This is a genomic window from Paenibacillus sp. FSL K6-1122 (genome assembly GCF_037977015.1).
Classification (GTDB): domain Bacteria; phylum Bacillota; class Bacilli; order Paenibacillales; family Paenibacillaceae; genus Paenibacillus; species Paenibacillus amylolyticus.
Map to the genome: position 1 here is coordinate 1 of NZ_CP150272.1, position 19,909 is coordinate 19,909.

The following is a 19,909-nucleotide window of genomic DNA, read 5'->3' on the forward strand; positions in this document are numbered from 1 at the left end:
GTGGACAGCCATACTTCTGATTTATGGCAGCAAATTTTATCAATCATACAAAACAAACTCAGCAAACCCAGCTTTGACACCTGGTTCAAAGCAACCAAAGCCACCAAGCTGAATGACCGTTCAATCGTCATTTCCGCACCAACCACGTTTGCCGTCGAATGGCTGGAGAGCCGTTACACCAAATTGGTTGGCTCGACGGTATACGAGTTGCTTGGCAAGCAAGTCGATGTGAAATTTGTCATCGAAGAGAACAAGCCTGCTGAACCGGACCCGCAACTGCCGGCGCCAACGCCTACAGTTGTACAGGAAGAAGCCGTACTCAGCATGCTGAATCCGAAATATACGTTCGATACATTTGTCATCGGGCCGGGCAACCGTTTTGCCCATGCCGCATCGCTGGCGGTAGCTGAAGCGCCCGCCAAAGCTTACAATCCTCTCTTTCTGTATGGAGGAGTAGGTCTCGGTAAAACTCACTTGATGCATGCGATCGGACATTATGTTCTGGAGCATGATCCGGGCAGCAAAGTCGTTTATTTGTCGTCTGAGAAATTCACGAACGAATTCATTAACTCGATCCGTGACAACCGCGGGGAGAGCTTCCGTAACAAATACCGGAGCGTCGACATTTTGCTCATTGATGATATTCAGTTCTTGGCGGGAAAAGAATCAACACAAGAGGAATTTTTCCATACGTTTAATGCGCTGCATGAGGAACGGAAGCAGATTATCATCTCCAGCGACAGACCACCGAAGGAAATTCCGACATTGGAAGAACGGCTTCGTTCTCGCTTTGAATGGGGGTTAATCACGGATATCCAGCCTCCAGATTTGGAGACAAGGATCGCAATTTTGCGGAAAAAGGCACGTGCGGAAAACTTGGATATTCCGAATGAAGCGATGATGTACATTGCCAACCAGATTGACACCAACATCCGTGAACTGGAGGGCGCCCTGATTCGGGTCGTTGCTTATTCTTCACTGACTAATCAAGATGTAACCACTCATCTGGCAGCTGAAGCACTGAAGGATATTATTCCTTCCAGTCGTCCCAAAATGATCACTATTCATGACATCCAACAAAAGGTCGGCGAGTATTATAGCCTTAAGCTTGAAGATTTCAAAGCACGGAAACGGACCAAGGCAGTTGCTTTTCCAAGACAGATTGCCATGTATCTCTCTCGTGAACTGACAGACTTTTCTCTGCCCAAAATTGGGGAAGCATTCGGAGGACGAGATCACACCACTGTCATACATGCTCACGAAAAAATCTCCCAAGCGATTAAAAACGATCAGGATCTCTATAAAGTTATCAACAACTTAACCGAAAAAATAAAGAATCCAACCTGAACAAGTCCCAAGCCTATGCACAACGTATACACATGTGGATAGGCTTGGGTGTACGGGTTTATACCCACTTATCCACATATTCAGTGCCCCTATTACTATTATTACTAAAAAGATCTTAAAGATATCATCTCCAAAATAGCCATTTCGGAGCTTAGCCTTCGGCCTTTGAAAAACACCTTTTAACACCCCAACACCCAAAAAAACAGCTAGGAGTGAAACCATGAAAATCAGCATAATGAAAAACTACTTAAACGATTCCATACAGCAAGTATCCAAAGCGATCTCGAGCCGTACGACGATTCCGATTCTGAGCGGTATTAAATTCGACGTGAATCATCAAGGTGTAACGTTGACAGCAAGTGACACCGATATATCCATTCAATCCTTCATCCCGCTTGAAGATGGAGATAAAAGCGTAGTTCAGGTAGATCAACCCGGCAGTGTAGTTTTGCCAGCCAAGTTTTTTGTGGAGATCATCAAAAAGCTGCCATCACAGGAAGTGCACATGGAAGTCAAAGAGAACTTCAACACCTTTATCTCCGCAGGTGCTACCGAAATTCAACTGGTAGGTCTGGATCCGGAAGAATTCCCGGTACTGCCAAGCATCGAAGAAAACCAAACCGTCTCCATTCCAGGAGATTTGCTGAAAAATATGATCAAACAAACGGTCTTCTCCATTTCCACACATGAGACTACTCCAATCCTGACAGGTGTACTCTGGAGTTTGGGTGACAACGAATTGAAATTTGTGGCAACAGACCGTCACCGTCTTGCTACTCGATCAGCAATGCTGGATAATGCAGAAGGTATCCGCTTTAACAACGTGGTCATTTCCGGTAAAACGCTGAACGAGCTCAGCAAAATTGTTCCGGATCAAAATACCCTTGTGGATATCGTTGTTGCAGATAACCAGGTTCTGTTCAAAATCGACCGTGTATTGTTCTACTCCCGTATTTTGGACGGAACATATCCGGATACTTCTAGAATTATTCCAACGTCATACAAAACAGAACTTGTTTTAGATACAAAAAAATTAAGTGAATCCATTGACCGGGCTTATTTGCTGTCGCGTGAAGAGAAAACAAACATCGTGCGTATGCAAACGATGGATTCAGGATCCGTTGAAATTTCTTCAAGCTCTTCCGAGCTAGGTAAAGTAAGAGAAGAAATCGAACCTGCCGAGTTTACAGGAGATCCGTTAAAAATCTCGTTCAACTCCAAATACATGCTGGATGTGCTGAAAGTTGTTGAAAGTGAGCAACTGATGATCGCTTTTACAGGAGTCATGAGTCCAATCATCTTGAAACCGCTGGATGACAGTCACAGCCTTTACGTGATATTGCCATATCGGACGACCAACTAACGAAAGGAAGATCATAGTGAACCAAGTTACGATTCGTACGGAATATATTAAGCTTGATCAATTTTTGAAACTGGCTGATTGCATCCCAACTGGAGGTATGGCCAAAGCTTTGCTTCAGGAAGGTCTTGTACGTGTGAATAAAGAGCCTGAGGAACGCCGGGGACGTAAGTTATACCCTGGGGATATCGTTGAAGTGGACGGAGAAGGCACATTCGAAGTTGCTGCAGAATAAGAAGACCAGTTCGATCCTGCTGCCTCCTGACGGACGGGATAAAAGGGAGGTTACCGCGTGTTTGTGAACAGCATTGATCTGCAGAATTTCCGCAATTATGAACATCTGAGACTGGATTCTTTTGGTCCCGTAAACTTGTTGATCGGGCAAAATGCCCAAGGCAAGACCAATCTTGCAGAGGCGATTTTTGTACTTGCACTCACCAAGAGCCACCGTACATCCCGTGACAAGGAGTTAATCCGTTTCGGTGAGGAACGTGCCAGACTTGCAGCAGAGGTCGACAAAAAGTACGGATCGGTCAAGCTTGAACTATCTTTGTCGCAACAAGGCAAAAAAGCAAAGATTAACGGCCTGGAGCAGCGCAAGTTAAGTGATTTTGTCGGAGCGCTCAATGTGGTGATGTTTGCACCGGAGGATCTGGAAATTGTAAAAGGCACACCGGGGGTCCGCCGCCGGTTTCTTGACATGGAGATTGGACAGGTTGCACCTGGCTACCTGTACCACCTGCAGCAATACCAAAAAGTGCTCGTCCAACGAAATAATTTGCTTAAGCAGTTATGGGGAAAAGGGGCATCGGCCCAGACCATGCTTGAGGTGTGGAACGAACAACTGGTCGAGCATGGTGTTAAAATCGTCAAAAAAAGGAAACAATTCATAAAGAAACTGCAAAAGTGGGCAGAAACGATTCATCAGGGGATCACCGGAGGCGGAGAAGTCTTGCGGCTGGCCTACCTTCCTTCCTTCAGCGAAGCCGCTGAGGAAGATGAAGCTGTCTTAATGGACCAATTTATGATAAAATTATCACAAATGAAAGAGCAGGAGATTCGCCGAGGCACAACCCTTAGTGGGCCGCATCGGGATGACCTGTCCTTTTTCATTAACGATCGGGAAGTACAAACATATGGCTCGCAGGGGCAGCAGCGCACAACGGCGTTGTCCCTTAAACTTGCGGAAATTGAACTGATTCATGAAGAAATCGGAGAATATCCAGTTCTGTTGTTGGATGATGTTCTGTCCGAGCTGGACCCTTTCCGCCAGACGCAGCTGATCGAAACGTTCCAGAGCAAGGTGCAAACCTTTATTACGGCTACGGGAATCGAGAGCCTGAACGTTGACAAGCTCAAAGATGCCAGTATTTATCACGTTCATGCCGGACAGGTTGAACGCTAAGGAGTGAGGGGCTTATGTACATTCATCTGGGCGGTGAGAAGATCATCCGTTCTTCCGAATTGGTCGCTATTTTTGATATATCGATTGAAAAATCCTCAAAGATCTCCAAGCAGTATGTCACGCATGCCGAGCAGGAAAAAACAGTGGAACACATCGGCGAAGAGGAAGCCAAGTCCATTGTGGTGACCAAAAACATTGTGTACTACTCGCCTATTTCCTCAGCCACGCTGAAAAAGCGGGCTCACATTTTTCCGGATCTCTAGCGTTGTGTGGCATAAAATTAGTTAACGCATATTTACGATATTGAATCTATAGAAGTAGGTGAAAGGCATGTCTATGAATCAACCGTCATATGATGCGAATGAAATTCAGGTCCTTGAAGGATTGGAAGCCGTACGGAAGCGTCCGGGCATGTATATCGGTTCCACCAGTTCCAAGGGCCTGCATCATCTGGTCTGGGAAGTAGTGGACAACAGTATTGACGAAGCGCTCGCAGGTTATTGCGACCACATTGAGGTCAGTATCCATGAAGACAATAGCGTGACTGTAGTCGATAACGGACGGGGTATTCCTGTCGGCGAACATACCAAAATGAAACGTCCTGCACTTGAGGTAGTTATGACTGTCCTCCATGCAGGGGGAAAATTTGGCGGCGGCGGATATAAAGTATCCGGTGGTTTGCATGGTGTTGGTGTGTCCGTTGTGAATGCACTCTCTGAAAAAGTGGTTGTAACGGTTAAACGTGAGGGACATATCTATCAACAGGAATATCGCCGTGGAGCTCCACAGTATGACCTGAAAGTGATCGGTACAACCGACGAAACAGGAACAACGGTTAGATTCCATCCAGATCCTGAAATTTTCACGGAAACAAGAGTGTTCGAATATGACATCTTGCTTGCCCGGATTCGTGAGCTGGCATTCCTGAACAAGGGCATCGGTCTTACATTGACGGATGAGCGTACAGGTGCAACCAACTCGTTCATGTACGAAGGCGGCATTATCGAATACGTCTCCTACCTGAACCAGAAGCGCGAAGTCCTGCATGAGAATCCAATTTACGTCGAAGGTTCCAGAGATAACATCCAGGTGGAAGTTGCCCTGCAATACAATGACAACTACACCGAGAATATCTATTCCTTCGCGAACAATATCAACACGCATGAGGGCGGAACGCATGAATCAGGTTTCAAGAGTGCCCTTACGCGGATTATCAATGACTACGCCCGTAAGGCGGGGGTAATCAAGGACAGCACGGGGAACCTTTCCGGGGATGACGTGCGTGAAGGTTTGACGGCCATTATTTCGGTCAAGATTCCGGAACCACAATTTGAAGGACAGACGAAGACCAAGCTGGGCAACAGCGAAGTGCGTGGGATTGTCGAATCCTTGTTTGCCGAGAAGCTGCAGGAGTTTCTGGAAGAGAATCCTTCCGTATCCCGTCGCATTTTGGAAAAAGGGCTGCAAGCAGCACGTGCGCGTGAAGCTGCCCGTAAAGCCCGTGAACTGACACGTCGTAAAGGTGCACTCGAAGTAAGCTCACTTCCAGGTAAACTGGCAGACTGTTCATCCAAGGATGCTTCAATCAGCGAATTGTACATCGTCGAAGGTGACTCTGCAGGCGGATCAGCAAAGCAAGGTCGGGATCGTCATTTCCAAGCGATTTTGCCACTGCGTGGTAAGATTTTGAACGTGGAAAAAGCTCGTCTCGACCGGATATTGGGTAATGCGGAGATTAGAGCAATTATTACGGCAATGGGTACCGGTATTGGTGATGACTTCGATATTGCCAAAGCACGCTATCACAAAATCATTTTGATGACCGATGCCGACGTTGATGGTGCTCATATCCGAACACTATTGCTGACATTCCTGTATCGGTACATGCGTAAAATCATTGAGGCAGGTTATGTATATATTGCACAACCGCCATTGTTCAAGATTGAGCGTAACAAAGTGATTCGTTATGCCGGTTCCGAGAGAGAGCGCGATGAAATTATTGCAACGCTCGGCGAAAATGCGAAATTCAACGTTCAGCGTTACAAAGGTCTTGGCGAGATGAATGCCGGACAATTGTGGGAAACGACGATGGATCCGGAGAGCCGGACCATGATGCAAGTATCGATTAATGATGCCATACTTGCTGATACCATGTTTGACACCCTGATGGGGGATAACGTTGAACCGCGTCGTGACTTTATCCAAGAAAATGCAAAATACGTGAAAAACCTCGACATTTAACATATTCGAAGAGGCGCCTGAGAGGGCGCCTTTTTTATATTAGGGAAGCTATGGAACAGGGAAGGCGTATACTTAGATCTCCATATCCCTTTGTTATCTGCGTACACGTTTTTTGGCAGATGAAGCCTGTGCTTTAGGGGATGGCCGGGAGCTCTTACCCTTTTTGGAGGGCAAACGACCGTACGCAATCGCATAACGTTTGATCTTCCGGTACGCCTCCTTGTCCGGTAATAAGCCAAAGGCATAAATGCCTGGCAGTGTGTTGACTTCAAGAATCCAGGGACGCCCTGCTTCGTCTAGCGCAATATCAATACCAATCTCTTTGAGTCTTGGAAATGATGTTTGCAATTGCACAGCGGTATGAATACCTAAGCGGTACAGCTCAGTGCGAAGTTTTTTGAAGCCATCCTGGTGAAGATGGGGGAGTACGAGTTCTTCAAACGTAGCCAATCGCCCACCACCATGAATGTTGGTGATGATTTTGCCCGGGGCAGCAATACGTCCCAGAACACCTGTTGTTTCCCAGTTGTGTTGCAGATTTTTCTGAGTTAACACACGCAAGTCAAAAGGCAAATTTTCATGCTTCATCAGCGAGATTCCCTGTTGAATGATATATTCACGTTCCTGAATACGATCATTCAGTGCTCGTTCGAGTTCGTCCAGGGAATGATATGATCTCTCCTCTGTACCGTATTGGAGATGATATGTTGTTGTGAGATAGGTAGCTCTGGAGATAACAGCACTTGCTTCGGGTTCATCAGCCAGGTTTCGATCATTGGTTTCTTCCGAAACCTCTGCATCTGTGGTGGAATCTTCGGAATTAACAACAGGTTCGTATAAACGGGTTGTTCTCACCCGCATAACGCCGTTACCGTAAGTGCCACGGTCCGGTTTGATATAGTTGGACTCAAATAATTCAGTCATTCGTTCCAGAGTTTGACGGCTATATTTTCGGGTCACTGGGATATATTCATTCACAATGCGACTGCGTTGTAACACGGCTGTTTTGGCCCATTTGCTGGAGACGCGTTGGATACCCAAGATTCATCAGTCCTTTCATGTTTTGTTCAGTTCTAAAGAGGGACCAGACACGGAGAAATCAAAGGACAAGAGACGATTTCAGTGGTATAATAGAGAAATATGGCGTTTTGTGCGATGAGCTGCACAATTTGCAGTTTGATCGTAGGACGGGAATGGCTTTAGCCTCGGTAGGCACAGTACATATGCCGTTTTTCTAGCATTGTATGTGCAATTGGGGAGGAAGGCAGGGCGTATCCCCAGACACGCAGAAGTTCCCGGAAGAAAGGCTATTGCCCAGCGGACGTTTAATTGTGTAACTTTTGTGAAAGTAATATAATAAAGAGTAGCGTTCTTGCGCGGTTTTAGCCTTGTTAGGCTTTTCACATATAATCAACTTTTTTGCATGACGGAATGGAACGTTTGTTGAAGGACAAGAAGGAGGTCCAGCATGGCGGAAGAAATGAACTCTCAGATTACAGATCGGGATATAGGCGTCGAGATGCGTGAATCGTTTATGGATTATGCGATGAGCATCATCGTTAGCCGTGCCTTACCTGACGTGCGTGATGGATTGAAGCCGGTTCACCGGCGTATTCTGTACGCGATGTCAGAGCTCGGCATGACACCCGATAAACCACATAAAAAATCAGCCAGAATCGTCGGCGAAGTTATCGGTAAGTATCACCCACACGGTGACTCTGCTGTTTACGAGACGATGGTACGGATGGCACAGGATTTCTCCCTGCGTTATATGCATGTAGATGGACATGGTAACTTTGGATCGGTCGATGGTGATATGGCAGCAGCCATGCGTTATACCGAAGCACGTTTGTCCAAGATTGCTATGGAAATGCTCAGAGATATCAACAAGGATACGATTGATTTCCAACCGAACTATGACGGTGAAGAACATGAGCCAATCGTTCTGCCTGCTCGTTTTCCTAACTTGCTTGTCAATGGGGTTGGCGGGATCGCGGTAGGTATGGCTACCAATATTCCTCCTCATAACCTGGGTGAGGTCATTGATGGTGTACAGGCCATGATTCAAAATCCGGACATTACATCCATGGAACTCATGGATTACATTCAAGGACCAGACTTCCCTACGTCCGGCTACATTTTGGGCCGCTCAGGCATTCGCCAGGCGTATCAGACCGGACGTGGTTCAGTAACGATGCGGGCCAAAACCAACATCGAAGAGAACAACAACAAGGCACGAATTATCGTTACAGAGCTGCCTTATCAGGTAAACAAGGCGAGACTTGTTGAGAAAATCGCTGAGTTGGTACGTGATAAAAAGATTGATGGTATTACTGACCTTCGTGATGAGTCTGACCGTAATGGTATGCGGGTTGTAATTGAGCTTCGCAGAGACGTGAATCCGGGGGTTGTCCTGAACAACCTGTACAAACATACATCGATGCAATCCACTTTCGGGATTAACATGCTTGCGATTGTTAATAAAGAACCTAAAATCCTGAACTTGCGCGAAGTGTTGTATCACTACCTGCAGCATCAGATTGAGGTTATTCGCAGACGTACGCAGTTTGAACTGAAAAAGGCTGAAGCTCGTGCACACATTCTAGAAGGTTTACGTATTGCGCTGGATCATATCGACGAGATTATTACGTTGATTCGTTCATCCAGTAATGCGGATGCAGCAAGAGAAGGTTTGATTGAGCGCTTCTCACTCAGTCATGATCAGGCTCAAGCTATTCTCGATATGCGTTTGCAACGACTCACAGGTCTGGAACGCGAACGTATTGAAAATGAATATAACGAACTGATGGTCAAAATCAGAGAGTATCGCGAAATTCTGGCCAATGAGCATCTGGTGCTTGAGATTATCAGTACGGAACTGCAAGAGATCCGCGACCGCTTCAGCGATGATCGTCGTACGGAGATCACTGTAGGTGAAGAGAGTATTCTGGATGAGGACCTGATTCCACGTGAAGAGGTTATCATTACGATTACTCATACAGGCTACGTGAAACGTCTGCCGGTATCCACATACCGCAGCCAGAAACGTGGTGGACGTGGAGTCGTGGGTATGGATACGAAAGATACCGACTTTGTCGAGCATCTGTTTGTGACCAACTCCCACAATTACCTCATGTTCTTCACTGACAAAGGTAAAGTGTACCGTCTCAAAGCTTACGAGATTCCAGAGCTTGGACGTACCGCACGGGGAACGCCGATTATCAACCTGATCCAGATCGAGCAGGGCGAATCGGTCAATGCCGTAATTCCGGTCCAGGAATTCGAAAGTGACAGATACTTGTTCTTTGCTACCCGCCAAGGGGTTGTGAAGAAGACGCCACTTGAGGATTACACCAATATTCGCAAAGGCGGCTTGATCGGTATTTCCTTACGTGATGATGACGTTCTGATCGATGTTAAGCTGACCGATGGATTGCAAGAGATCATCATGGGTACAGCTAACGGAATGTCTATTCGATTCTCGGAAGGTAATGTACGTTCCATGGGACGTAGCGCAACCGGGGTTAAAGGAATTACATTGGATGAACAGGATGCTGTTATCGGCATGGATGTAGTTGATAAAGAGCTTGATGTTCTGATCGTTACAGCCAAAGGTTACGGTAAACGTACACCTGTCAGTGATTATCGGATGCAGACTCGTGGCGGTAAAGGGATCAAGACTATTAATGTCACAGAGAAGAACGGCTCAGTAGTCAGCCTCAAAATGGTTAAAACCGAAGAGGATCTGATGATTATCACGTCCAGCGGTACGTTGATCCGGATGAGCATGGAAGGCATATCCACTATGGGTCGATACACGCAGGGTGTGAAGCTGATTCATATTCGTGACGAGGATTCAGTAGCTACAGTCAGCCGAATTGACAAAAATGAAGAGGAACCAGACGATGAGTCGCTTGAAGGCTTGGAAGGCGAGGAGTCCCAAGCTCCGGAAGTAAGCTTGGAAGAAGGCACCGTTTCTGACGCTGAGGTTAATGAAGTTGAGGGCGACTACGATTCCGGTTCGGAAGCATAAAATAGAATTTTATAAAGACTGATCTCTTTGAGATTGGAAGAAGATTGCGAGGGCTCCCACCGGGAGCCCTTTTGTTTGTATAAAGGAATCTCTTCTTTTATTCTTCCGAATCTGGGATGTACAGCCTGATTCCTGAGTAATATAATGGAAAATATCATGAAAAACCGGGACTATGGTCTTGTTTGTATTAACATAGAAGAACGATGAGTGAGGGGAATACACATGGGATTAATCACCCTGTCAGAAGTCAAACCAGGACTCAAACTTGGGAGTGATGTGCAAACACTTCGCGGCAACGTTCTGCTTCAGAAGGGAAAAGTCATTTTACCCAAGGATATGGAAGTGCTCAGAGCCTTTATGATTCAACAGGTAGATATTGAACAAGAAAGAACGGTGTCGAGTAGTACAGGAACCAAAGGTGCATCTGTGTCCGCAGGAAGTTCTGCCAATGACAACAATGGTGAACGGGCAGGGAAGACAGGGAACGTCACCACAGCTCCTGTAGTAACGTCTTTGCAGGATGAGTATGAGAAGATGGTCGGACTAACCAAAAATGCTTTCCTGTCCTCTCTGGCGGCTGAATTACCGGTCTATGAGTTACGTACACAGTTGGAGGCAGTGTTTGCACATCTCAAACAATATAATGTGCTTACCTTTAGTCCACGAGTAATGCAAGAACATGATTATGTATATCACCATGCCGTACTGAGTGCGATCACATCCTATCAACTGGCTCAATGGATCGATCTCCCCTCCAAGGATTGGATGCAAGTGGCTTTTGCAGGCTTGTTCCATGATATTGGTAACAACAAGGTAGATCCGCAGATACTCCATAAACCATCCACGTTGACGGCTACAGAGCAGGAAGAGATTCGTCAGCATACGAAATATGGTTATCAGATCCTTAAACAGGCAAAGGCTATTAATGAGGGAGCCAGACTTGCAGCTTTGCAGCATCATGAAAAAGTGGATGGTTCAGGCTACCCGTTGCAGCTTAGTGGGACGCAGATTCATATTTATGCCAAGATTGTAGCTATCGCTGATATTTTCCACGCCATGACCCTGGAGAAGATCTACCGCAAGGCACAATCACCATACCTAGTCCTAGAACAGATCCAAAGTGAGGCATTTGGGAAATTGGACCCTGCAATTGTAAGAGTATTTGTTCAACGATCGACCCAGATCCATAATGGCATCCGAGTAAAACTCAGCAATAACCAGATTGGAGAGATCGTATTCTCTGATCGAGATCATCCTACACGGCCTATGGTGTCAGTAGACGGAACCATCATTAACCTGATGCAGCAACGGCAGCTTCACATCCAAGAGGTTATCGGATAACAATAGATATTAAAGTAACTTGATGAGAGGGCCTTTCTTTTATAGAGAGGCTTTTTATGTGAGATAAATGTGGAAATGTAGAAAAAAACAAAAAGATTATAGAAAGATATATAATTAATCAAAAAAAGAATTGCATTCAATATCTGTACATGGTATATTCTAATTCCGGCCAAGAAAACACGGTTTACACGGTGCGGCAAGCAAATGAAATAAGATTCGAAAGAAACTTAAAAAAAGAGCTTGCAAAGTTGGTTCGGATGTGATAAGATATAAAAGTTGCTGAAGAGAACGACATTCGGTAACAAAATAAGTTTGATCTTTGAAAACTGAACAACGAGTGAGTAAACATTCTGCTTGCAGAATGAACGCGAAAGTTTGAGACAAGCCTTGGCTTGGATCGACTGGAGCACAAATGAGATTTTTAATCTCGTCAGATTCAAAATGAGCTTATCGCTCTTTTCAATACTTTATTGGAGAGTTTGATCCTGGCTCAGGACGAACGCTGGCGGCATGCCTAATACATGCAAGTCGAGCGGACTTGAAGAGAAGCTTGCTTCTCTGATAGTTAGCGGCGGACGGGTGAGTAACACGTAGGCAACCTGCCCTCAAGTTTGGGACAACTACCGGAAACGGTAGCTAATACCGAATAATTGTTTCCTTCGCCTGAAGAAAACTGGAAAGACGGAGCAATCTGTCACTTGGGGATGGGCCTGCGGCGCATTAGCTAGTTGGTGAGGTAACGGCTCACCAAGGCGACGATGCGTAGCCGACCTGAGAGGGTGATCGGCCACACTGGGACTGAGACACGGCCCAGACTCCTACGGGAGGCAGCAGTAGGGAATCTTCCGCAATGGGCGAAAGCCTGACGGAGCAATGCCGCGTGAGTGATGAAGGTTTTCGGATCGTAAAGCTCTGTTGCCAGGGAAGAACGCTTGGGAGAGTAACTGCTCTCAAGGTGACGGTACCTGAGAAGAAAGCCCCGGCTAACTACGTGCCAGCAGCCGCGGTAATACGTAGGGGGCAAGCGTTGTCCGGAATTATTGGGCGTAAAGCGCGCGCAGGCGGTCATTTAAGTCTGGTGTTTAATCCCGGGGCTCAACCCCGGATCGCACTGGAAACTGGGTGACTTGAGTGCAGAAGAGGAGAGTGGAATTCCACGTGTAGCGGTGAAATGCGTAGATATGTGGAGGAACACCAGTGGCGAAGGCGACTCTCTGGGCTGTAACTGACGCTGAGGCGCGAAAGCGTGGGGAGCAAACAGGATTAGATACCCTGGTAGTCCACGCCGTAAACGATGAGTGCTAGGTGTTAGGGGTTTCGATACCCTTGGTGCCGAAGTTAACACATTAAGCACTCCGCCTGGGGAGTACGGTCGCAAGACTGAAACTCAAAGGAATTGACGGGGACCCGCACAAGCAGTGGAGTATGTGGTTTAATTCGAAGCAACGCGAAGAACCTTACCAGGTCTTGACATCTGAATGACCGGTGCAGAGATGTACCTTTTCTTCGGAACATTCAAGACAGGTGGTGCATGGTTGTCGTCAGCTCGTGTCGTGAGATGTTGGGTTAAGTCCCGCAACGAGCGCAACCCTTATATTTAGTTGCCAGCACTTCGGGTGGGCACTCTAGATAGACTGCCGGTGACAAACCGGAGGAAGGTGGGGATGACGTCAAATCATCATGCCCCTTATGACCTGGGCTACACACGTACTACAATGGCCGGTACAACGGGCTGCGAAATCGCGAGATGGAGCCAATCCCAACAAAGCCGGTCTCAGTTCGGATTGCAGGCTGCAACTCGCCTGCATGAAGTCGGAATTGCTAGTAATCGCGGATCAGCATGCCGCGGTGAATACGTTCCCGGGTCTTGTACACACCGCCCGTCACACCACGAGAGTTTATAACACCCGAAGTCGGTGGGGTAACCGCAAGGAGCCAGCCGCCGAAGGTGGGATAGATGATTGGGGTGAAGTCGTAACAAGGTAGCCGTATCGGAAGGTGCGGCTGGATCACCTCCTTTCTATGGAGAATCGTTTCCTGCAACGGAAACATTCAAATATGCAGCTTAGCTGCAAAACACTCACTCGTTGTTCGGTTTTGAGAGCTCAAACTCTCAAACAGCTTGCTTTTGCATGGAGCTTGTTCTTTGAAAACTAGATATCGAAACGAAACAAACGCGAATTAGAACATTCCTTTAAGCTGATCTTGTGTAAACAAGTGAAGTGTTTTTATAAGGTAGATTGCACGTACGATGGTATCGAATGGGAGCGACTTTTGGCTTTGCGCAAGCAAAACAAGGGAAGCGAGCAGTCGAAACCGGAGCACGAGGTTAAGCTACTAAGAGCACACGGAGGATGCCTAGGCGCTAGGAGCCGATGAAGGACGTGGCGAACAACGAAACTGCCTCGGGGAGCTGTAAGCAAGCTTTGATCCGGGGGTGTCCGAATGGGGAAACCCAGCTGGGGTAATTTCCAGTTACTCACAACTGAATACATAGGTTGTGTAGAGGCATACCAGGGGAACTGAAACATCTAAGTACCCTGAGGAAGAGAAAACAATAGTGATTCCGTCAGTAGCGGCGAGCGAACGCGGAGAAGCCCAAACCAAAGAGCTTGCTCTTTGGGGTTGTGGGACGTCTCACATGGAGTTACAAAGGAACCGGTTAAGCGAAGAGGTCTGGAAAGGCCCGCCAAAGAAGGTAAAAGCCCTGTAGTTGAAAGTTGGTTCCCTCCGAGACGGATCCCGAGTAGTGCGGGGCACGTGAAACCCCGTATGAATCCGGCAGGACCATCTGCCAAGGCTAAATACTTCCTAGCGACCGATAGTGAAGCAGTACCGTGAGGGAAAGGTGAAAAGCACCCCGGAAGGGGAGTGAAATAGAACCTGAAACCGTGTGCTTACAAAAAGTCAGAGCCCGTTTTAGGGGTGATGGCGTGCCTTTTGTAGAATGAACCGGCGAGTTACGTTCCCGTGCAAGGTTAAGGTGAAGAGCCGGAGCCGCAGCGAAAGCGAGTCTGAATAGGGCGAATTAGTACGTGGACGTAGACCCGAAACCGGGTGATCTACCCCTGTCCAGGGTGAAGGTGCGGTAACACGCACTGGAGGCCCGAACCCACGCATGTTGAAAAATGCGGGGATGAGGTGGGGGTAGCGGAGAAATTCCAATCGAACTCGGAGATAGCTGGTTCTCCCCGAAATAGCTTTAGGGCTAGCCTCGGAAAACAGAGTCGTGGAGGTAGAGCACTGATTGGGTGCGGGGCCCGCAAGGGTTACCAAGCTCAGTCAAACTCCGAATGCCATAGACTTACTTCCGGGAGTCAGACAGTGAGTGCTAAGATCCATTGTCAAAAGGGAAACAGCCCAGACCATCAGCTAAGGTCCCCAAGTGTGTGTTAAGTGGGAAAGGATGTGGAGTTGCACAGACAACCAGGATGTTGGCTTAGAAGCAGCCATCATTGAAAGAGTGCGTAATAGCTCACTGGTCGAGTGACTCTGCGCCGAAAATGTAACGGGGCTAAACACACCACCGAAGCTATGGCTTGATGCTTTGCATCAGGGGTAGGGGAGCGTTGTATAAGGGTTGAAGGTGTACCGTAAGGAGCGCTGGACATTATACAAGTGAGAATGCCGGTATGAGTAACGAAAAGATCAGTGAGAATCTGATCCGCCGAAAGCCTAAGGGTTCCTGAGGAAGGCTCGTCCGCTCAGGGTAAGTCGGGACCTAAGGCGAGGCCGAAAGGCGTAGTCGAAGGACAACAGGTCGAAATTCCTGTACCACCGTAAGCCGTTATGAGCAATGGGGGGACGCAGTAGGGTAGTGACGCGGACTGATGGATGTCCGTCTAAGCAGTAAGGCTGATGTGTAGGCAAATCCGCACATTGTAAGGCTGAGCTGTGATGGGGAGCGAAAATTATAGTAGCGAAGGTCATGATCTCACACTGCCAAGAAAAGCCTCTAGCCAGGTGATGGTGCCCGTACCGCAAACCGACACAGGTAGGCGAGAAGAGTATTCTAAGGCGCGCGGAAGAACTCTCGTTAAGGAACTCGGCAAAATGACCCCGTAACTTCGGGAGAAGGGGTGCCCCGGTAGTGTGAATAGCACGAGGGGGCCGCAGTGAAAAGGCCCAAGCGACTGTTTAGCAAAAACACAGGTCTGTGCGAAGCCGTAAGGCGAAGTATACGGGCTGACGCCTGCCCGGTGCTGGAAGGTTAAGGGGAGTGGTTAGGAGCAATCCGAAGCTGTGAACCGAAGCCCCAGTAAACGGCGGCCGTAACTATAACGGTCCTAAGGTAGCGAAATTCCTTGTCAGGTAAATTCTGACCCGCACGAATGGCGTAACGACTTGGGCGCTGTCTCAACGAGAGATCCGGTGAAATTTTAATACCTGTGAAGATGCAGGTTACCCGCGACAAGACGGAAAGACCCCATGGAGCTTTACTGCAGCTTGATATTGAATTTGGGTACGATCTGTACAGGATAGGTGGGAGCCTTTGAAACGTGAGCGCCAGCTTGCGTGGAGGCAACGTTGGGATACCACCCTGATCGTATCTAGGTTCTAACCTGGTACCGTAATCCGGTGCGGGGACAGTGTCAGGTGGGCAGTTTGACTGGGGCGGTCGCCTCCTAAAGAGTAACGGAGGCGCCCAAAGGTTCCCTCAGAATGGTTGGAAATCATTCGAAGAGTGCAAAGGCATAAGGGAGCTTGACTGCGAGACCTACAAGTCGAGCAGGGACGAAAGTCGGGCTTAGTGATCCGGTGGTACCGCATGGAAGGGCCATCGCTCAACGGATAAAAGCTACCCTGGGGATAACAGGCTTATCTCCCCCAAGAGTCCACATCGACGGGGAGGTTTGGCACCTCGATGTCGGCTCATCGCATCCTGGGGCTGAAGTAGGTCCCAAGGGTTGGGCTGTTCGCCCATTAAAGCGGTACGCGAGCTGGGTTCAGAACGTCGTGAGACAGTTCGGTCCCTATCTGTCGTGGGCGTAGGAAATTTGAGAGGAGCTGTCCTTAGTACGAGAGGACCGGGATGGACGTACCGCTGGTGTACCAGTTGTTCCGCCAGGAGCACCGCTGGGTAGCTATGTACGGACGGGATAAACGCTGAAAGCATCTAAGCGTGAAGCCCCCCTCAAGATGAGATTTCCCAGTATGTAAGACCCCTTGAAGACGACGAGGTAGATAGGCTGGGGGTGGAAGTGCAGCAATGCATGGAGCTGACCAGTACTAATCGGTCGAGGGCTTATCCAATAGCAAGTGATAATTCGCATGTTTCGTTTCGAATCTAGTTTTCAGAGAACAACAACTCTGAAATGTAAGCTACGCGTTTGGTGGCGATGGCGGAGGGGTTCCACACGTACCCATCCCGAACACGACCGTTAAGCCCTCTAGCGCCGATGGTACTTGGACCGCAGGGTCCTGGGAGAGTAGGACGCCGCCAAGCAAAGAACCACTGCCGATGTTATTCGGTGGTGGTTTTTATTTGTTTATAAGGATTAAATATGATAAGTGGAAGCTCTGACATGATCGATACTGGAAGGTAACATTTTTGTTACGGATAACAGCGGCAAAACCAGTATAATAGGACTATGTTAAATATGCTAAAAGTACCTGACCACAGAGCTGGAATGTGCAGCTGTGAAAAGGAGGGTGTGTGTGTTAAGTTGGCGGAGACTTGGACTACAATCATTTCTGTTGCTTTGTTTGACCGTTGTTCTAGCAGGATGCGGTGAAGCTTCAGGATCTGTATGGACTTCATATGAAGGTGCGGTGAACGAGAAGAGTTTTCCGGTGCCGAAAGTAGCGAATAAATCTGACCAGTCTGAAAATAATTCGGATATGGATTATGTTCGATATACGCTGTCTGGTATTAGTGAGAGTACTAGCTTGCCTGAGGTATATCTAGACGAGATTAAAAGCTGGGGTTGGACAGAGAGGCAAGCCAAGGGTACATCCAATGAATCCAGTACCTTGCGTGTATTTGCAAAGGAAGGACATACTGTGCATTTAGCAGTACATGATGGTTCCTTTACACTAATGGTTCCTAGAAATGATGCTACTCAAACGACAGTTAAATCATTGGCTGAAGATGATTAAGCTGGTTAAAGTATGGTTTAGTATGATTAATTAACGCTGTGATGTTCCTTATAATATAGTAAAGCTCCCGTGTACATGATCGGGGGCTTTTTGTTATTTGGCGAATTAGGTTTTAGTAATGATTGGAGAAGCTATCACGTATGGTGGATCAGTGGTCATACATGTTCAGAAGGAATGGAGCAGCTTCTTTTGTACACGTATAGGTGGTATGTGTGCTTGAAGCATAGGGGAGTGTGGAGCGCTAAAAGTAGAGGGGGAGAGATATAAGTTGCATAAAGGTATTGAGGTAATGAAAGGCTGATGGAAGCGACCATAAGGGGGATAGAGCTGAGACTGAGTGAGAGATCGCTTAAAGGTGTAAGATCTACGAGATATCTGGGGTTATGAGGATATGGAGCAGCGGGAGGAAAAGAGGAGAAGAACGGAGCCACGAGTGGGGATAACTCATTTAACTATGCCCATGCTGTGGATAATGGATGAGAAGGGAACAATAAATAAAGGTTATCCACTGTGGATAACCTTTATTTGAGCATGTGAGGCTGAGTCAACTGAACGATACACGATTATGTTTTTGCATCAGATTATTCGAAGGGCTCAGCGGTTATGTATTACAAGTAAGTAAGGTACATTGAGTATTGCATAAATGAGGGAGTGTTATTGCAGATAATATGAAACATCTTGTTCATTCAATTTGATGAGTCCATCTTTGCGCTCACGGGAGAGAACCATTACAACATACAAGCGAGGACCCAGCAACCACAAATGCCAAAAGATCAGCGAGAGGGTGAAGGACAATGGCGACCATATCAAACATACTGTAATGATACATAATCCAATCCAGCTCATGTTAAGGTGTACCCGGACAAACATACGGAAGCTAAAATGCTGATCAGGGATATAACCTAACCAGGGCATACGCATATTCCAGCGCCAGCGTTTGGCGTAAGAGGTACGGACCAGAAGCAATATGGTTCTGGCGATGACATAATGAATCCAGATGGTGATTGGACCTGCCAGTACAAAAAAGAAGAGGCCAGTCCAGGAGAATGCGAGTAGATTGAATAAGAGCATGATGACCGGCAGACACAGATAGCTGTAAATGACACTGCGGGCGATAGCCTTTTTTTTCAGAAGCCGGTATTGATAAAATGTTGCTTTATTCTCCGGTTCGGCGATCATACGATTATATATCCTCCTTCGGATTCACGTTTGTGTGGGGTAGGTATTCATTGTTCTTACACGAGTAAAAGGGAATGAATCATACATGTATATATGAACCTTGTATCTCACGCCATGATGATTGTACAAGATATTGAGATTCGACGGAGCTTATCTCAGTATACTCCCGAATACACGGACTGTCAGGCTTTGATATCGTTATCATGTATTATATATCGGCTGGGATTCCAAGTTTTTTTAAGGAAATTAAATATAAGTTTGAGTCAGGCCAAGGGATACGTGATGTAGAGGTAAATGCGATGGAATGTAGGATAACTGTATATACATAAGCAGGTGAATGTTCTTGTAGGGATATGAATGTATTTTTCGGTACAGACACCCAAGAGGGGGTAGGCGAATATATATATTTTGTAGAAAGAAAGCACTATGAAAATGTTTAAAATAATAGAAACTGTGCAATACTGATAGTAAACGTAAAACAAGGTGGGATGGTTCATGGAAGAACATGCCGAACACACATGTATTATCTGCGAGCAAAGAAAAAAAGAAGGCATTTTTATTGTATCTGAATTCATATGTGACACTTGTGAAGCAGAAATGGTTCATACCGATGCGCAGGATGCCAAGTACAATTATTTTATTCATCAAATGAAGCAAATTTGGGTACAAAAAAACGCATAATGAATGTTGCTAATAGAAGTAGAAGCGAAACATCACATTGTAACGATGCTGATGTGTATAGAGGCCCAATGGGGCCTTTTTCTGTTTTTAAGAGGAGAGAATGTCTTGTTTGCCATCTTGGGAAGGCGTATGCTGATATAATGGTATAGATCATTTGCAGTAGAGCGTGTGGAGATGGGGAAGAAGGGCGTTGCTTAGATTAGGATGCATTTTTTGGAACGCA

General features: G+C 46.9%; 12 protein-coding genes and 3 rRNA genes. 13 read left to right on the forward strand and 2 right to left on the reverse strand.

From position 1 onward, the window contains the following. From dnaA to gyrB, 6 genes are all read left to right on the forward strand, one after another. Positions 1–1,347 carry a chromosomal replication initiator protein DnaA gene (gene dnaA, locus NSQ20_RS00005; RefSeq protein ID WP_036611990.1) on the forward strand — a complete coding sequence of 449 codons (1,347 nt, stop codon included), beginning with the start codon at positions 1–3 and terminating at the stop codon, positions 1,345–1,347. Positions 1,348–1,567: 220 nt separating this feature from the next. Next, entirely contained in the window at positions 1,568–2,710 is a 1,143-nt protein-coding gene (dnaN, locus tag NSQ20_RS00010) for a DNA polymerase III subunit beta (protein WP_017691408.1), read from the forward strand. Positions 2,711–2,726: 16 nt separating this feature from the next. Further along, complete coding sequence (gene yaaA, locus NSQ20_RS00015) at positions 2,727–2,942, forward strand: S4 domain-containing protein YaaA (RefSeq protein ID WP_036611994.1); 216 nt, start codon at positions 2,727–2,729, stop codon at positions 2,940–2,942. A gap of 57 nt (positions 2,943–2,999) precedes the next feature. Next, positions 3,000–4,112: a DNA replication/repair protein RecF gene (recF, locus tag NSQ20_RS00020; protein ID WP_017691406.1), complete on the forward strand. Its 1,113-nt coding sequence runs from the start codon at positions 3,000–3,002 to the stop codon at positions 4,110–4,112. Positions 4,113–4,126: 14 nt separating this feature from the next. Continuing rightward, complete coding sequence (locus NSQ20_RS00025) at positions 4,127–4,375, forward strand: extracellular matrix/biofilm biosynthesis regulator RemA family protein (RefSeq protein ID WP_017691405.1); 249 nt, start codon at positions 4,127–4,129, stop codon at positions 4,373–4,375. Between the two features lie 67 nt (positions 4,376–4,442). Beyond that, positions 4,443–6,353, forward strand: coding sequence for a DNA topoisomerase (ATP-hydrolyzing) subunit B (gene gyrB, locus NSQ20_RS00030; protein WP_036611997.1), 1,911 nt, complete (start codon positions 4,443–4,445; stop codon positions 6,351–6,353). Between the two features lie 93 nt (positions 6,354–6,446). On the opposite strand, the gene NSQ20_RS00035 is transcribed toward gyrB, so the two are convergent. Next, positions 6,447–7,394, reverse strand: coding sequence for a YheC/YheD family protein (locus NSQ20_RS00035; protein ID WP_253504628.1), 948 nt, complete (start codon positions 7,392–7,394; stop codon positions 6,447–6,449). Between the two features lie 427 nt (positions 7,395–7,821). Here NSQ20_RS00035 and gyrA point away from each other — a divergent pair, with 427 nt between their 5' ends. The 6 genes from gyrA to NSQ20_RS00065 all read left to right on the forward strand — a co-directional run bounded on the left by gyrA (position 7,822) and on the right by NSQ20_RS00065 (position 17,826). Beyond that, positions 7,822–10,386 (forward strand): DNA gyrase subunit A, encoded by a 2,565-nt coding sequence (gene gyrA / locus NSQ20_RS00040; RefSeq protein WP_340031563.1) that lies wholly within the window; start codon positions 7,822–7,824, stop codon positions 10,384–10,386. A gap of 222 nt (positions 10,387–10,608) precedes the next feature. After that, the gene (locus NSQ20_RS00045) at positions 10,609–11,727 is read left to right on the forward strand and encodes an HD-GYP domain-containing protein (RefSeq protein ID WP_340031564.1); all 1,119 of its coding nucleotides are present in this window, start codon (positions 10,609–10,611) and stop codon (positions 11,725–11,727) included. A 467-nt stretch (positions 11,728–12,194) separates the two neighbouring features. After that, positions 12,195–13,747, forward strand: a 16S ribosomal RNA gene (locus NSQ20_RS00050). A gap of 307 nt (positions 13,748–14,054) precedes the next feature. Continuing rightward, positions 14,055–16,980: ribosomal RNA gene (locus NSQ20_RS00055) — 23S ribosomal RNA — on the forward strand. Positions 16,981–17,056: 76 nt separating this feature from the next. Next, a 5S ribosomal RNA gene (rrf, locus tag NSQ20_RS00060) occupies positions 17,057–17,173 on the forward strand. Together the 16S, 23S and 5S rRNA genes form the textbook arrangement of a ribosomal RNA operon. A 212-nt stretch (positions 17,174–17,385) precedes the next feature. Further along, positions 17,386–17,826: a hypothetical protein gene (locus NSQ20_RS00065; protein ID WP_017691399.1), complete on the forward strand. Its 441-nt coding sequence runs from the start codon at positions 17,386–17,388 to the stop codon at positions 17,824–17,826. Positions 17,827–18,480: 654 nt separating this feature from the next. Here the strand turns inward: NSQ20_RS00065 and NSQ20_RS00070 are convergent. Continuing rightward, a complete protein-coding gene (locus NSQ20_RS00070; protein WP_036606136.1) occupies positions 18,481–19,005 on the reverse strand; it encodes a hypothetical protein in 525 nt (174 codons plus the stop codon). 495 nt (positions 19,006–19,500) lie between these two features. Here NSQ20_RS00070 and NSQ20_RS00075 point away from each other — a divergent pair, with 495 nt between their 5' ends. Beyond that, entirely contained in the window at positions 19,501–19,686 is a 186-nt protein-coding gene (locus tag NSQ20_RS00075; RefSeq protein WP_315939719.1) for a sigma factor G inhibitor Gin, read from the forward strand. The last annotated feature ends 223 nt before the right edge of the window (positions 19,687–19,909 follow it).

Coding starts and splice junctions, on each gene's coding strand:
- dnaN (WP_017691408.1), top strand. CDS start 1,568: ATGAAAATCAGCATAATGAAAAACTACTTAAACGATTCCATACAGCAA.
- NSQ20_RS00070 (WP_036606136.1), bottom strand. CDS start 19,005: ATGATCGCCGAACCGGAGAATAAAGCAACATTTTATCAATACCGGCTT.
- gyrA (WP_340031563.1), top strand. CDS start 7,822: ATGGCGGAAGAAATGAACTCTCAGATTACAGATCGGGATATAGGCGTC.
- NSQ20_RS00075 (WP_315939719.1), top strand. CDS start 19,501: ATGGAAGAACATGCCGAACACACATGTATTATCTGCGAGCAAAGAAAA.
- NSQ20_RS00045 (WP_340031564.1), top strand. CDS start 10,609: ATGGGATTAATCACCCTGTCAGAAGTCAAACCAGGACTCAAACTTGGG.
- NSQ20_RS00025 (WP_017691405.1), top strand. CDS start 4,127: ATGTACATTCATCTGGGCGGTGAGAAGATCATCCGTTCTTCCGAATTG.
- gyrB (WP_036611997.1), top strand. CDS start 4,443: ATGTCTATGAATCAACCGTCATATGATGCGAATGAAATTCAGGTCCTT.